Raw genomic sequence first — 14,516 nt, 5'->3', positions numbered from 1 at the left:
ATGCAGTTCAAATCCAAGGACTTCTCGCAGGCGGAACAGGTTCTGACCATTCGCGGCCTGACCGTCGGGCTCAGCGGGACCAGCATGACCGATCCGGTGCTGCGCGGCATCGATATCGACATCCGCGCCGGTGAAACCCTGTGCCTGGTGGGTGAAAGCGGCTCGGGCAAATCGGTGACCTCGCTGGCAACTATGGGGCTGTTGCCCAAGGGCGCGCTTGAGATCACCGGCGGGCGCATCGACCTCAAGGAGGTGGAGATCACCGCCGCCAGCGCGTCGCAGATGCGCGAGCTGCGCGCCAAACGCGTGGCGATGATCTTTCAGGAGCCGATGACGGCGCTGAACCCGGTGCTGCGGGTCGGTGAACAGATTGAAGAGGTGCTGAGTATGCACACCGATCTGTCGGCAGCTGAGGCGAAGGCGCGCACCCTCGACATCATGGAGCAGGTGCACCTGCCGGATGTGCAGCGCATCTATTCCGCCTTTCCGCATCAGCTTTCGGGCGGGCAGCGGCAGCGGATCATGATCGCCATGGCACTGGTGCTGGACCCGGATCTGCTGATCGCGGATGAGCCGACAACGGCTCTGGATGTCACCACCCAGCAGCAGATCCTAAAGCTGATCGCCGAGATGCAGGAGCGCCACGGCACCGCTGTTCTGTTCATTACCCACGACATGGGCGTTGTGGCCGAGATCGCTGATACCGTCTGCGTCATGCAGCAGGGCCAGATCGTGGAACGCGCGCCGATTGCCGAGCTGCTGACCGCGCCGCAGGAGGACTATACCCGCAAACTGTTGCAGGCGGTTCCGAACCTGGCGCCCCGCGCCCCGCGTGCGCCCACGGGCGCCGAGCCGGTGCTGAAAGTCGGCGGGCTGGAAAAGGTCTATGGCGGCGGCGGTGTCTTCCGCAAGAATGACGAGGTGCGCGCCGCTCAGGATGTGAATTTCGACATTGCGCCGGGACAAACCCTTGGCATCGTTGGTGAAAGCGGTTCTGGAAAATCCACCGTTGCGCGCTGTATCATGCGGCTGATTGATCCCACGGACGGCTCTGTCGCGGTTGCGGGCACCGAAGTCGCGCGCCTAAGCCGCCGCCAGTTGCAGCCCCATCGCAAGCACTTCCAGATTGTGTTTCAGGATCCCTATCGCTCGCTGAACCCGCGCTGGACCGTGGCGCGCTCTCTGTGCGAGGGGCCGATCAACTTTGGCACCTCGAAAGACGAAGCTATGGATCATGCCGGTGATCTGATGGAGTTGGTGGACCTGCCGCGCAACGCGCTTGACCGCTATCCTCATCAGTTCTCTGGTGGGCAGCGTCAGCGGATTGCCATCGCCCGCGCCGTGGCCATGCGACCGAACCTTCTTGTGGCGGATGAGGCTGTTTCCGCATTGGACGTCAGCGTACAGGCGCAGGTGCTGGAGCTTTTGGACGACGTGCAGGCGCGTTTTGGTATAGGCATGTTGTTTATCACCCACGATTTGCGTGTGGCTGCCCAGATCTGCGACGATGTCATCGTCATGCAGCGCGGCCGCGTGGTGGAACAGGGCCGCGCCGCCGATGTGCTGGCGAACCCGGCCCATGAATATACCCAGAGCCTGATCGAGGCCGCTCCCGGCCGCCATTGGGACTTTGCCAACTTTCGCGCCCTTCCCGGCGCGTCACAGATAGCAGGAGACTATGCATGAGCGTTCTTCCCAAAATTGAGGATTTCGCCGCCGAGCTGACCGCGATCCGTCAGGATCTGCACGCCCATCCCGAGCTGGGATTTGAAGAAACCCGCACCTCTGGTATCGTGGCAGAGCAGCTGCGCGCCTATGGCGTTGACGAGGTGCACGAAGGTCTGGGCGGCACCGGCGTTGTCGCGATCATCAAGGGGCAGGGAGGCGGCAACCGTCGCATCGGCCTGCGCGCCGATATGGATGCGCTGCCCATCGTCGAGGCATCCGGCGTTTCCTTTGCCTCGACCAACCCGGGCAAGATGCATGCCTGTGGCCACGATGGCCATACCACCATGCTGCTGGGGGCTGCGCGCTACCTGGCTGAAACCCGCGATTTCGACGGTACCGCCGTTCTGATCTTCCAGCCCGCCGAAGAAGGTCTTGGCGGCGCCCGCCGGATGATCGAGGAAGGCCTGTTCGAACAATTCCCGGTCGATGAGATCTACGGCGTGCACAACAGTCCCAATGGCGAGCCGGGGCGTGTGGAGATCACCCCCGGCCCGGCGATGGCCGGGGCCAGTTTCTTTGACATCACCGTCTCCGGCACCGGCAGCCATGCCGCCATGCCACACCAGTCCAAGGACCCGATCGTGATTGCCACCGCGCTGGTGCAGCAGCTGCAAAGCGTCGTCAGCCGCAACACGCCGCCCACCAAACCGTTGGTTCTGTCGGTGACCAAGTTCAATTCCGGCTCTGCCTATAACGTGGTTCCGGACAGCGCCAGCATCGCCGGCACCATCCGCTATTTCCACGCCGATGTGATCGAAATGGCCGAGGCGCGCATGAAGGAACTCTGCGCCGGTATGGCCGCGGCCTATGGGGTGGAGATCGAGGTGTCCCTGCGCAATGTCTTTGACGTGCTGCAGAACGATCCGGAGCTGTCTCAGGCCTATATCGAAGCTGCCGCAGACATCGTCGGCCCTGATATGGCGGTGATCACCGAAGATCAGGCGACTGGATCGGAAGACTTCGCCGATATGCTGCAGGTGGTGCCGGGCGCCTACTGCCGCGTTGGTCACGCGGGCACCGTGCCGCTGCACAACCCCGCCTTTGTGCTGGATGATGCGATCCTGCCTGTCGGCGCTTCGGTCTATGCGCGGATCATCGAAACCCGTCTGAAAAGGAACTGAGCATGACGAAAGATCCCTTGGATCTGCCCTTTGACGCGGATGAGATGCTCGAAGGGCTGCGGCTGTGGGTGGAAACAGAAAGCCCCACCTTTGACGCCGCGGCTGTGAACCGCATGATGGATGTTGCGCAGCACGATCTGGCGGCGCTGGGCGCACGGGTCGAACGTATTCCGGGCCGTATGGGGCTGGGCGATAGTGTGCGCGCGACCATGCCGCATCCCCGCGCGGGTGAAGGTGGCATTCTGGTGCTAGGTCACCTTGATACCGTGCACCCGGTCGGTACGCTGGAAAAGCTGCCGTTCCGGCGCGAGGGCAACCTTTGCTATGGTCCCGGGATCATGGACATGAAGGGCGGCAACTACGTCTACCTTGAGGCTATGCGCCAGATCCTGGCAGCCGGGATCGAAACACCGCTGCCAGTGACTTTCCTTTTCACCCCGGATGAGGAAATCGGCACCCCAATGGCCCGCCGCCTGATCGAGATGGAAGCCGCGCGCCACCAGTATATCCTGGTGCCGGAACCCGCCCGGCCGGATGGTGGCGCAGTGATCGGCCGCTACGCGATTGCGCGTTTCAACCTTCAGACCAGAGGGCGGCCAAGCCACGCAGGCTGGGCTTTGTCCGAGGGACGATCAGCTATTGCCGAGATGGCCCGCAACGTGGCGGTGATCGAAGGCATGACCAACGAGGACTGCACCTTCTCTGTCGGGGTGATCAACGCCGGGAAATGGGTCAACTGCGTGTCCTCTGTCTGCGATGCCGAGGTGCTGACCATGGCCAAAACGCAGGAACTGCTGGATGATGGCGTCGCAGAGATGATGGCGCTGAACTCGACCGAGGGCGATGTCATCATGGAGGTGCGTCGCGGCGTCACCCGCCCGGTCTGGGAGCCGGATCAGCCCGGCACCATGGCGATGCTGGAAGTGGCGCGCGGCATCGCGGGTGACATCGGGTTCGAGCTGCCCGCAGGCTCTGCCGGGGGCGGATCGGACGGCAATTTCACCGGCTTCATGGGGCTTCCGACCCTCGATTCCATTGGGGTGCGCGGCAAAGGTTTGCATACCCTGAACGAGCATATCGAGATCGACAGCCTCGTCGAACGTGCCCGACTGGCCGCAGGGCTGTACTGCCGTCTGGGCGCCTGATCCGGCCGCGCTGGACTGCCGAATATTCCGGTTGCAAGATGTGATCCCCCGGCCTTGGAAAGAGTCGGGGGATTTTTAGTAAGACCTTGCAATACATGTATAAAAAATACTTGATTTTGCACATAAATTACTTGAGGCTTGAAATTTCAAGCATAAAGCAAACGCCAGATGGTCCGCCATCGCCAGGCCGCCTAAACAACAACCGGACGTTCAAAAAAGTCCACCGGCGCGCCTGATTTCAGTCAGGGAGACACACATGACTTTCCGTTCATCTGCCGCCACCATTGCGCTTGTCGCGGCGACCGCTCTGGGGACATCTGCCGCGCAGGCGGAGGAGGTGTCGCTGCGGGCTGTCACCGCATTTGCTACCGGCACCACCTTCTCTCGCGATTTTGAAGCCTTCGTCGACTGGGTGAACGAGAACGGCAAGGGCGTGGTCCAGATCGAGCTTCTGGGTGGTCCCGAAGCCGTGCCGCCGTTCGAACTGGGCAACGCGGTTCAGGCTGGCATCGTCGATATTGCCAACAACACCACCGCCTACTACCCGAACCTCGTGCCCACTGGCGATGCGCTGCATCTGGCCCAGAACACCATTCAGGAGCAGCGCGAAAACGGCTGTTATGAACTGGTCGACAGCATCCACCAGGACCAGATGAACGTGAAATATCTCGCCCGCGTCGGCGATCACATGAACTATCACCTCTATCTGACCAAACCGCTGGAAGGCCCCGACCTGACCGGTCTGACGCTGCGCACCACGCCGGTTTACCGCGCCATGTTCGAGAAACTGGGCGCCACACTGGTCCGCACCGCCCCGGGCGAGGTCTATACCGCACTGGAGCGCGGTGCGATCGACGGATACGGCTGGCCCAGCCAGGGGGTTCTGGATCTCGGCTGGCACGAACAGACGGCTTATCGCGTCGATCCGGGGTTCTATCAGGTCGATGTCAACTTCCTCGTCAATCTCGACGCTTGGAACGGTCTGGATGACGAACAGCGCGCGCTGCTGGAAAAGGGCGCGGCCTGGATCGAAGAGCAGAACGCCATGAACGTCGGCCGCAACGCGGCCGAGGCAAAGGCACAGGCAGATGCCGGTATCAAGACGCTGACCTTCGAAGGGGAGGCCGCTGCGACCTGGAACACCACCGCTCAGGAAGAGGGCTGGGGCGAGGTCATGAAGATCGACGCCGACCTTGGCGCAAAGCTGCAGGCCTGCCTGCTGAAGTAACACGAGAGGGGCGGCTCCGGTCGGGGCTGCCCCTCTTCAGAGCCGCCCCCAACCGGAGCCGCCATGACACTCTTCGACAAACCCTTCTCAGCGCTGTTGCGCGCTCTGGCTGTGCTGAGCGCGGGCCTGATCGCGGCAATCACGCTGGTGATCCCGCTCAACGTTGTTCTGCGCAATCTTGGCCTGCCGGTGATCTACGGCGCGCTTGATGCGATTGAATACGCCTTGATGGTGGCAACCTTTCTGGCGGCGCCTTGGGTGCTGCACATCAATGCCCATGTGCAGGTCGATCTGATCACCCGCGCCCTGCCGCCTGCCGCGCGGCGCGGCGCATTGGTGATGACCTGCCTGATCGGCGCGGCGACCTGCGCGGTGATGGGCTGGTACGCGTTCGAGGCGCTTATGCAATCGCAGGGCCGCGGCTCCATGGTGCGCACGGCCTTCACCTTTCCCGAATGGTGGACCTTCATCCCGCTGCCCGCGTCGATGCTGCTCTGTACCCTTGAATTCCTGCGCAAGATTGCGCGCCCGGTGCAGGATGATGCGCCGCTGACTGGCCTCTGAAAGACCTGCTGATGGATTGGATTGTTACGCTTTCTTGGATGCTGGGCGGTCTGGCGGCACTGCTCCTTCTGGGGCTGCCGGTGGCCTTTGCCTTTATCACCGTGACCATGATCGGGGCCTTTGAAATCCTCGGCGGAGATCGGGGCCTTTTGCAACTGGCGCGCAATGCCACGCAATCGGTTGCGAATTTTCAGATGGCGCCGATCCCGCTGTTCATCCTGATGGGGGAGATCCTGTTCCAGACCGGCATCGCGCATCGCGCCATCGACGCGATCGAACGGGTGGTGACTCGGGTGCCCGGGCGCCTTTCCGTGGTGACCGTTTTCGGCGGCACAATTTTTGCAGCGCTGTCCGGTTCGACGATCGCCAATACGGCCATGCTCGGCTCGACCATGATGCCGGGCATGTTGCAACGCGGTTATCACCCCACCATGGCGATGGGGCCGATCATGGCGTCGGGCGCCATCGCCATGCTGATCCCACCCTCGGCCCTTGCGGTTCTGGTGGGCAGCCTTGCGGGCATTTCCATTTCTGGTCTCCTTGTCGCAGGCGTTGTCCCGGCCTTGCTGCTGGCGGGTTCTTTCGTGGCTTACATCATCCTGCGCAGCCTGATGGACCCGCGGGTCGCGCCTCCGGATGATCCGCCGACGATGTCCCTATCCGAACGGTGGCGGCCGTTCCTGATCTACGTGGCACCGCTCAGCGCCTTGTTCGCGGTGGTGATCGGCAGCTTGCTTCTTGGGATTGCGACCCCGACCGAATCCGCCGCCTTGGGGTGCCTTGCAGCGCTGGGCGCAGGTGCCGCCTACCGGGCGCTGACGTTCGAGAAGATCGGCAAGGCCCTGATCGAGACGGTAAAGCTGTCGGTGATGATCCTGTTCATCATGGCCGCCAGTCAGACCTTTTCGCAGATCCTGTCCTTCAGCGGTGCCACCAACGGATTGATCAAGGCGATCAACGCGGTGGATCCGACCCCGGTTGGCGTGCTGATCGGCATGATCGTGATCCTGTTACTGCTTGGCTGTTTTATCGATCAGGTCTCGATGCTGATGGTGACGGTGCCGGTCTTCGTGCCACTGGCGGCGCAACTGGGGATCAATGATCTGGTGCTTGGGGTTGTCTACCTGCTGACGATGGAGATCGGCCTGCTGACGCCGCCATTCGGCCTGTTGCTGTTCGTGATGCGCGGGGTCGCCCCTGACGGGATCGGCATGAAGCAGATCTATGCGGCCGTGACGCCGTTTCTGGTGATCAAACTGGCGATCCTTGCGCTGCTGGTGTGGCAGCCTGCAGTGGGTACATGGCTGCCGGGGCTGATGATGGATTAAGGCCCTGAATTGGCGCATTGTTTGCAAAGTGAAGAGGGCCAGCGTTCTGCTGGCTCTCATGCTATTAAGGGGCCGGTTTGGCATCAAAGACAGAACCAGATGGCCCCACCAATATCGTTAGACCTTGCTGGGGCTTGCGGCCCGGGCAGCGAGGTTGGTCAAACAGTCTGACAGGTCCTGAAACCGGATCGGCTTGGTCAGAACATCATCGAAACCGGCGGCCTTGAGCTCTTCGATCTGATGCGGCATCGCGTTGGCCGTGAAGGCGACGGAGGGCGGCATCTCTCCGCCCGTGTCCGCGACGTGTCGGCGGATCTTGGCAAGCGCCTCAAGACCGCTGAGCCGCGGCATTGATATATCGAACAGCAGACAATCGACCTCCTGCGCCTGCCAGGTATCGAGTGCCTCTTGCCCGTCCGAACACATGATCGGGTCATGGTCCAATTTGGACAGCATCTTTTTCAGGATCAGACGGTTGGTGGCGTTGTCCTCTGCAACGAGGATGCGCATCGGAGCGGCAGGGTGGGAGGTGGTCGCGGTGACAGCCGTTGGTGTCTCTTTTGCCTCAGTGGGGGCAGTACCGCGTTGCAGCGGCAGGATGACACGCGCTTCGGTCCCGCGTCCCTGCTGCGATTCTATCTGAAAATCGCCGCCCATCATCTCGGTCAGCTCGGTGACGATTGCCAGCCCCAGACCGGTGCCGCCAAATGTTCGGGTGATCGAGTTGTCGGCCTGTTCGAACTTGTTGCGCACCCGGCGCAGTTGTTCTGGCGTCATGCCAATCCCGGTGTCGCAAACGCAAAGGTGCAGATTGCCTTCCGTGGACACCTTGCCTGTCAGGGTGACGTGGCCCTGATCCGTGAATTTCAGTGCGTTACCGCAAAGATTATGGATCACCTGCCCGATCCGGCGCGCATCGCCGACCCAGGTGCCTTCCAGCTCAGGGGCCAGCTCCAGCCGCAGGTCCAACCCCTTTTGCTGGGCGACAGCCTGATGAATGCGCGCCACATCCCGCAACACCTGCGCCGGGCTGAACGGGGCCGTGTCAAAGGTTTCCTTGCCCGCCTCGATGCGTGCCAGATCCAGAATATCGTTCAGAATGCTCAGCAGCCCCTCGGCAGAGCCCTGAACTGCCTCGACCATTTCGCGCTGGGCTGGATCGAGTTCGGTCTGCGTCAACACCTGCACCAGCCCGAGGATGCCATTCATCGGTGTGCGAATTTCATGGCTCATATTGGCCAAAAACGCCGACTTGGCCGCATTCGCCGCCTCTGCCTGCGCCCGTGCCTGATGGAGTTCAGTGACATCCACCCGCAGTCCGACACAGCCGCCATCGGGGGTGCGTTGTTCGAAGACCCGGAAAACGCGCCCGTCCTCCAGAGTTACCAGACTGGAGCCTGACGGGTTGCGGAAGGCCGCAAGGCGTTTCGCCAGGAACTCTTCCTCGCGTCCGCCTTCCGTACCGGCGTAATAGCCCTCATAGGCAGCCTTGCGCAGTATCACTTCGAACAATTGACCCGGTTTGACCAGGGGGGCTGTTTCAGCCGAGAACATGTTGACATAGCGGCTGTTGGCCAGCACCAGCCGTTCATCAGCATCGAAATAAACAAAACCATCGGTCAGCGCCTCGATGGCGGCCTGCAATCTGGCATGAGCGTCTCGGGCTGCGGTTTCGGCGGCAGAGCGTTCGGTCGTATCCTGCACGTAGCAGACGATCATCGGGCTGGTGTTAAACACCCGTTGCAGTGTGATCTCTGCCGGATAGGTCGACCCGTCCGCCCGCAGCATATCTGTGCTGATCCTGCGGTAGGTGTTTTGGCCTTGCATCAGGTTTCGCACCGTCATGCCAAAACGTTCCGGATCCAGTCTCGGATCAAGGTCCAGCGGCGTCAACTCGGTCAGCCGGTTCATCGAATAGCCGATGTTGTCCCTTGCAGCCTTGTTGGCCAGGACGAATTTCCACGTGCCGGGATCGAGTACGTAGATCTCCTCGAGGCTCTCCTCCATGATGTCCGACCAAAACGCGATCCGGGCGCTCTGGGAGGCGGCCTCTGCAAGCCTCTGTTTGTCGCGATGTGCAAGCAGCAACGCACTCACTGCAGCGCTGATCTTCTCCAGGCCGACCAGAACCTCCGGCGAAAAGCTGCTGGGTTCCCGCCCCATGACGCAGACGGTGCCGATCGGCCGCCCCGGTTCAGGCTCAAGAAGGGCCCCGGCATAGGACCGGATATACGGCGGGCCCAATACAAGCGGATTATCGGTGAAGCGTTCATCCCTGTGGGTGTCGGGCACAAGCAGAGTGGTCTTGTCGCAAATCGCATGCCCGCAGAAGGACACCTGACGCGCGGTGCTCCGCGTCTCTCCCATGCCAGTGCTCGCAAGAAAGACCTGCTCGCGTTCCCCTACGATCGAGACAAGAGCAATGTCAGTGCCAGCCAGTTGCGCGGCCAGATCGCACAGGCCCTGGATTTCCGGAGTGGGATTCCGGAAGTCGATGCGCAGGTCTGCAATAAACTGCAACCGTAGATCATCGTCGAGAAACTGAGGTTCAATCATTGCTATCCATATCCGGCCCGGGAGGCCATCAACCCCTTGTGGGTATATTCGATAGTTCCTTTAGGAAGTTTCAATAGACGATCTTACGTCAGTCCCCAGCCGTGGCAAAATTTGCGCTCAGGGGACGGCCAAACAGCAGGTATGGTCAATTTTTCTTCGCTGAAGCGATGCGGAAGAACGAGGGCGCCGAAGGCTCTGGTTGCGAGAGAGCGAGGCGTTCAGGTGGCTGAGGCCAGCCTCACCCGATGACGTGGGTCAGCGAGAACAGCTCGGTCGGTTGCAAGGCCAGATCAAGCCCCAATTTCAGGCAGACGGCCAGCACCAGCAGCGCCAGAAGTATGCGCAGCTGTTCGGCCTTCAGGAGCAACCCGATACGGGTGCCGATCTGGGCGCCGATCACTCCGCCGACGATCAGCAGCACCGCCAGAACGGTATCGACCGTGTGGTTGGTATAGGCGTGCATCATCACCGTGTAGGCAGAGACGAATATGATCTGGAACAGGGAGGTGCCGACCACGACCTTCGTCGGCATGCCCAGGATATAGATCATCGCCGGAACCACGACAAAACCGCCGCCCACCCCCATGATCGCCGACAATACCCCGACGACAAAGCCGACGATCAGCGGCGGAAAGACCGAGATATAAAGTCCAGAGGTGCGGAACCGCACCCGCAGCGGCATGGCATGCACCCAGTCACGCCTGGTACCTTTGCGCTTTGGTGTTCCCGATTGTGCGCGTGCCTTGCGGATGGCGTTCAGGCTTTCGATGAACATCAGAGAGCCGACCAGCCCCAGGAAGAACACGTAGAACAGGTTGACCAGAAGGTCGACCTGCCCCAGCTGCCGCAGGGCGTCGAAGATGTAGATGCCAAGGGTCGAGCCCGCCAGCCCCCCGGCCATCAGGGCTAACCCCATGTGAAAATCCACCGTTCGGCGGCGGATATGGGAAAGCAGGGCCGAAAAGGAGGAGGCGACGATCTGGTTTGCGGATGTCGCGACGGCCACGGCTGGTGGAATGCCGATGAAGAACAGAAGCGGTGTGATCAGAAAGCCGCCGCCCACCCCGAATATCCCCGAGAGAATGCCGACAACCAGCCCAATGGACAACAGCAGGGGACCGTTGACCGACACTTCGGCGATGGGCAGGTAAAGTTGCATGGCAGGGTTTTAAACTCAGGCAGGGGACCCTTTTACGCCTAAGGCCAAGCTATCTGCGGCGCAAGACAAGGGCTTGCAAATGTGAAAAACCGTGGCGCTCCGGTCCCGGCTTGTCGATGGAACGGGGGGGAGAGCTTGAAGAATGGCGGCCCACGTCGCGCGGGCCGCCACAAGTCACAGGATCCGAGTTACAGGACCTTTTTGCGCAGGAAGGAGGAGACCACCTCTCCCACCACCACCAGCGCCAGGATGGTCAGCAGCACCATGGCGACCTCGGGCCAGTTGAAGGTGTCGATCGCACCTTGGAGGATCATCCCGATGCCGCCCGCGCCAACAAGGCCCAGCACGGTGGATTCGCGCAGGTTGATGTCCCAGCGCAGGATCGCCACGGCGAAAAAGGCGGGCATCACCTGCGGCACGATGGCGTAAAGCACGATCTTGAACCGCGAGGCTCCGCAGGCCTCCAGCGCCTCCACCGGTTTGCGGTCGATTTCCTCGATCGCTTCGCCCAGCAGTTTGCCGAGGAACCCGATGGAGCGGAACATGATCGCCACGATCCCCGCCACAATGCCGGGGCCGAAGATGGCCACGAACAGGAGCGCCCAGATAATGGTGTTCACCGACCGCGAGGAGACGAGGATGAACCGCCCGACCCACAGGGCGAACTTGTTCGGCGTGGTGTTCTGCGCGGCGATATAGGCAACGGGCAGCGAGACCACGACGGCGATCATCGTCGCCAGGGTGGCGATATTCACTGTCTGCCAGATTGCTTCAAGGATTGAGGGCAGGTTGCTCGGGTCCGGCGGCATCATCCGCCCGAACAGATCCGCCATCTGCGACGGCGCATCCCAGACCCAGGCCCAGATCACGTCGATGCTGCTGAGTGCCCAGCCAACGATCAGCAGGGTCAGGGCCAGCCCGCCATAACGCATCAGGCGCTGGCGCAGGGTAAAGCGGGACCAATGGTCGAGCGTTTGGTTCAAAGACTGATTGGTCATTATGCGATCCGCTTCCTGATAAATCCGCTCACCGCCTCGGAGATCAGGATCACCCCGACGATGACCATGGTGATGGCGAGGGCAAAGTCGTAGTCGTAGCGCCCGAATGCATTGGCCAGCGTGGCGCCGATGCCTCCCGCGCCGACGATACCGACCACGGCAGAGGCACGCAGGTTGCTGTCCAGCTGGTAGATGCCAAGCCCCACCAGGCGCGGCATGATTTGCGGCATCACCGCATAGGCCAGAGTTGCGATGAACCCGGCCCCGGCAGAGCGCATGGCCTCGACCTGGCCAAAGTCGATTTCCTCGATCCGTTCGGCCAGCAGTTTCGCCACGAAACCGATGGAATAGACCACCAGCGTCAGCGCCCCGGCAAAGGGACCAAAGCCCACCGCCTTTACGAAGATTATTGCAACGATCACCGGGTGAAAGCTGCGCGCGACGATGATGATGCCGCGGCCCAGCAGATAGACCGGTTTCACCGCGATATTGCCCGCCGCCATGAAGGCCAGCGGCACCGAAACCGCGATGCCGCCCACGGTTGCCAGAATGGCGATCTTCAGGCTTTCCATGAAACCATCGAACAGCAGACCGGCGCGGTCAAAGCTGGGCGGAAATGCCCCGCTGAAGATGCGCTGGGCGCGGCTCATCCCGTCCGCCACACGGTCCCAATCGATGGGCAGGGTGGCCAGGGTCACGACGAAATAGATCGCCACGGCCGCATAAAGCCCGTAGCGCATCACCGGGTTGGCGATGAAGGGTGGCTTTTTCCAGGTGTCCTTGACCGTGCTCATGCCGCCGCCCCGACCTCGGCGCGGTCCTCTGCCGGAACGCCTGCATAGATTTCGTCCATTTCGTCCTTACCCAGCTGATCGGGCAGGTCGTCAAAGATGATCCGGCCATAGCGCATGCCGACGATGCGGTCGCTGTACTCCTTGGCCTCGGTCACATTGTGGATGTTGATGATCACCGGCAGGTTCAGCTCGTTCGCAAGATCCCGCAGCAGCGACATGATCTGTTCCGATGTCTTGGGGTCCAGCGAGGCGGTGGGTTCGTCCGCCAGGAGGATTTCAGGGCGCTGCATCAGGGCGCGTACCACACCGACACGCTGACGTTCACCGCCGGACAGCTCATCCGCGCGTTTGTCCGCGTAATGGGCGATGCCCACCCGCTCCATCAGTTCATAGGCGTGGCGGATGTCTTCGCGCGGATAGCGCCGGGTCAGCGCCGCCCAGGTCGAGATATAGCCAAGGCGCCCGGACTGGACGTTTTCCATCACCGTCAGGCGGTCGATCAGGTTGAAGCCCTGAAACACCATGCCGATCCGGCGCCGTGCCGCGCGCAGATCGCGGCGGCCAAGGGTGGTGAACTCGGTGCCGTTCAGGTTGATCGACCCCGAGGTCGGCTCGACCAGCCGGTTGATACAGCGCAGCAGGGTACTTTTTCCCGCGCCGGAGGATCCGATGACCGAGGTCAGCTGATCGCCCTCTACGGTCAGGTCCAGCTCCTTCAGCACCGGATCGCCCGATCCGTAGCGTTTGGTGAGTTTGGTGATTTCTAGCATGACGGCCTCTCGGACATAGCGCGGCCATGCCCCTGCCGCGTTGCCCATGGGAGCAAGCCGCGGGGGGCCGCAGGGGTGTCCGGCCGACGCCTGTGGTCGGCCGGATCTTCGGGTCTGGTGGGTTTAGTTCCCGGCGAGGCCCTGCGGCGTGTATTCCACACCGTTGGAGGCCTGGATCTGACGGATCACCGCCCATTGATCCTTGTAGGTGATCGGGATGAATTTGCTGACGCCTTCGAATTCGTCACCCAGTTTGGTGCCTTCGAAATCGAAGGTGAAGAAGGCTTCCTTGATCTTCGCGGTCAGCTCGGGGTCGAGGTTGTGCGCCACGTTGAACGAGGTCGTCGGGAAGGGGTCGCTTTCCCAGATCTTGCGCACGTCGGCGGTGTCATAGAGACCACGCTCGGCCATGCGGTCCACCACTTCGGAGGCCACCGGTGCGGCGTCATAATCGCCTGCGACCACGCCCAGCATCGACTGGTCGTGCGAGCCGGAATAGACTACTTCGTAGTCCTTGTCGGGCTCGACGCCCAGACCCGGGAACAGCGCGCGCGGTGCCTGGTTGCCGGAGTTCGAGGTCGGCGAGGTATGCGCCACGCGGCGGCCTGCCAGATCCTTCACTTCCTTGATGTCGCTATCCGCCTGGGTAAAGACCTGCAGCTTGTAACCGAACTGACCATCCGCAGCGCCCATGATGGCAAAGGGTACAGCGCCGGCCAGGTTCACCGCAAAGGGGGTCGGTCCGGTCGAGAAGCCCGCAACATGCAGACGGCCAGAACGCATCGCTTCGACTTCGGCCGAGTTGGACTGCACTGCGAAGAACTGCACGTCCTTGCCGGTGGTTTCTTCCAGATGTGCGATGAAGGGTTCCCAGATGTCGGCATAGACTGCCGGGTCTTCGACCGGCGTATAGGCAAAGACCAGGGTGTCGGGGTTGCTCAGCTTGGCCGGATCGGTGGGGGTGTCAGCCACCAGATCGCCGTTGGCATCGCAGTACAGCATGTCGAGCGCGCCGCGCTCGGCGCAGTCTTCGGCTGCGGTTGCGGTGATTGCGCTCAGCGTCAGTGCGCCCAGTGCCGTGGCGGCGCCGGTCCAGAATTTTACCATGTTTTCCTCCCTTGGAAC

Annotated in this window: 12 protein-coding genes; 6 read left to right on the top strand and 6 right to left on the bottom strand. The window is 61.8% G+C overall.

Going from position 1 to position 14,516, the window contains the following annotated elements; all coding sequences use genetic code 11:
• The 6 genes from SM766_RS16660 to SM766_RS16635 all read left to right on the top strand — a co-directional run bounded on the left by SM766_RS16660 (position 1) and on the right by SM766_RS16635 (position 7,114).
• Positions 1-1,686: an ABC transporter ATP-binding protein gene (locus SM766_RS16660; protein ID WP_368948501.1), complete on the top strand. Its 1,686-nt coding sequence runs from the start codon at positions 1-3 to the stop codon at positions 1,684-1,686.
• Complete coding sequence (locus SM766_RS16655) at positions 1,683-2,849, top strand: M20 aminoacylase family protein (RefSeq protein ID WP_368948500.1); 1,167 nt, start codon at positions 1,683-1,685, stop codon at positions 2,847-2,849. Before SM766_RS16660 ends, SM766_RS16655 begins: the two co-directional genes overlap by 4 nt.
• 2 nt (positions 2,850-2,851) lie before the next feature.
• Positions 2,852-3,994, top strand: a complete 1,143-nt coding sequence (locus SM766_RS16650; protein WP_368948499.1) for a M20/M25/M40 family metallo-hydrolase — start codon at positions 2,852-2,854, stop codon at positions 3,992-3,994.
• A 256-nt stretch (positions 3,995-4,250) separates the two neighbouring features.
• Positions 4,251-5,222 (top strand): TRAP transporter substrate-binding protein DctP, encoded by a 972-nt coding sequence (gene dctP / locus SM766_RS16645; RefSeq protein ID WP_368948498.1) that lies wholly within the window; start codon positions 4,251-4,253, stop codon positions 5,220-5,222.
• 63 nt (positions 5,223-5,285) lie between these two features.
• Complete coding sequence (locus SM766_RS16640) at positions 5,286-5,786, top strand: TRAP transporter small permease (RefSeq protein ID WP_274830437.1); 501 nt, start codon at positions 5,286-5,288, stop codon at positions 5,784-5,786.
• An 11-nt stretch (positions 5,787-5,797) separates the two neighbouring features.
• Entirely contained in the window at positions 5,798-7,114 is a 1,317-nt protein-coding gene (locus SM766_RS16635) for a TRAP transporter large permease (RefSeq protein ID WP_368948497.1), read from the top strand.
• 117 nt (positions 7,115-7,231) lie between these two features.
• Here SM766_RS16635 and SM766_RS16630 read toward each other — a convergent pair whose 3' ends face one another.
• From SM766_RS16630 to phnD, 6 genes are all read right to left on the bottom strand, one after another.
• Positions 7,232-9,670 (bottom strand): ATP-binding protein, encoded by a 2,439-nt coding sequence (locus tag SM766_RS16630; protein ID WP_274830439.1) that lies wholly within the window; start codon positions 9,668-9,670, stop codon positions 7,232-7,234.
• Between the two features lie 238 nt (positions 9,671-9,908).
• The gene (locus tag SM766_RS16625) at positions 9,909-10,829 is read right to left on the bottom strand and encodes a sulfite exporter TauE/SafE family protein (RefSeq protein WP_274830440.1); all 921 of its coding nucleotides are present in this window, start codon (positions 10,827-10,829) and stop codon (positions 9,909-9,911) included.
• A 188-nt stretch (positions 10,830-11,017) separates the two neighbouring features.
• Entirely contained in the window at positions 11,018-11,827 is an 810-nt protein-coding gene (phnE, locus tag SM766_RS16620) for a phosphonate ABC transporter, permease protein PhnE (RefSeq protein ID WP_065271714.1), read from the bottom strand.
• Positions 11,827-12,621 (bottom strand): phosphonate ABC transporter, permease protein PhnE, encoded by a 795-nt coding sequence (gene phnE / locus SM766_RS16615; RefSeq protein WP_065271713.1) that lies wholly within the window; start codon positions 12,619-12,621, stop codon positions 11,827-11,829. The genes phnE (SM766_RS16620) and phnE (SM766_RS16615) overlap by 1 nt, the downstream gene beginning before the upstream one ends.
• On the bottom strand, positions 12,618-13,391 hold the full coding sequence (gene phnC / locus SM766_RS16610; protein ID WP_065271712.1) for a phosphonate ABC transporter ATP-binding protein: 774 nt from the start codon (positions 13,389-13,391) through the stop codon (positions 12,618-12,620). The genes phnE (SM766_RS16615) and phnC overlap by 4 nt, the downstream gene beginning before the upstream one ends.
• A 123-nt stretch (positions 13,392-13,514) precedes the next feature.
• The gene (phnD, locus tag SM766_RS16605) at positions 13,515-14,498 is read right to left on the bottom strand and encodes a phosphate/phosphite/phosphonate ABC transporter substrate-binding protein (RefSeq protein ID WP_274830442.1); all 984 of its coding nucleotides are present in this window, start codon (positions 14,496-14,498) and stop codon (positions 13,515-13,517) included.
• Between the last annotated feature and the right edge of the window lie 18 nt (positions 14,499-14,516).

Source organism: Pseudophaeobacter sp. A-200-2 (assembly GCF_041008815.1).
Taxonomy (GTDB): Bacteria; Pseudomonadota; Alphaproteobacteria; order Rhodobacterales; family Rhodobacteraceae; genus Phycobacter; species Phycobacter gallaeciensis_A.
This window is presented reverse-complemented; position numbering and strand designations above follow the sequence as displayed.

What these genes read in the sequence shown, in the direction of transcription:
- dctP (WP_368948498.1), top strand. Translation starts at nt 4,251, where the DNA reads ATGACTTTCCGTTCATCTGCCGCCACCATTGCGCTTGTCGCGGCGACC.
- SM766_RS16640 (WP_274830437.1), top strand. Translation starts at nt 5,286, where the DNA reads ATGACACTCTTCGACAAACCCTTCTCAGCGCTGTTGCGCGCTCTGGCT.
- phnD (WP_274830442.1), bottom strand. Translation starts at nt 14,498, where the DNA reads ATGGTAAAATTCTGGACCGGCGCCGCCACGGCACTGGGCGCACTGACG.
- SM766_RS16660 (WP_368948501.1), top strand. Translation starts at nt 1, where the DNA reads ATGCAGTTCAAATCCAAGGACTTCTCGCAGGCGGAACAGGTTCTGACC.
- SM766_RS16650 (WP_368948499.1), top strand. Translation starts at nt 2,852, where the DNA reads ATGACGAAAGATCCCTTGGATCTGCCCTTTGACGCGGATGAGATGCTC.
- phnE (WP_065271714.1), bottom strand. Translation starts at nt 11,827, where the DNA reads ATGACCAATCAGTCTTTGAACCAAACGCTCGACCATTGGTCCCGCTTT.
- SM766_RS16630 (WP_274830439.1), bottom strand. Translation starts at nt 9,670, where the DNA reads ATGATTGAACCTCAGTTTCTCGACGATGATCTACGGTTGCAGTTTATT.
- phnE (WP_065271713.1), bottom strand. Translation starts at nt 12,621, where the DNA reads ATGAGCACGGTCAAGGACACCTGGAAAAAGCCACCCTTCATCGCCAAC.
- SM766_RS16655 (WP_368948500.1), top strand. Translation starts at nt 1,683, where the DNA reads ATGAGCGTTCTTCCCAAAATTGAGGATTTCGCCGCCGAGCTGACCGCG.
- SM766_RS16635 (WP_368948497.1), top strand. Translation starts at nt 5,798, where the DNA reads ATGGATTGGATTGTTACGCTTTCTTGGATGCTGGGCGGTCTGGCGGCA.
- SM766_RS16625 (WP_274830440.1), bottom strand. Translation starts at nt 10,829, where the DNA reads ATGCAACTTTACCTGCCCATCGCCGAAGTGTCGGTCAACGGTCCCCTG.
- phnC (WP_065271712.1), bottom strand. Translation starts at nt 13,391, where the DNA reads ATGCTAGAAATCACCAAACTCACCAAACGCTACGGATCGGGCGATCCG.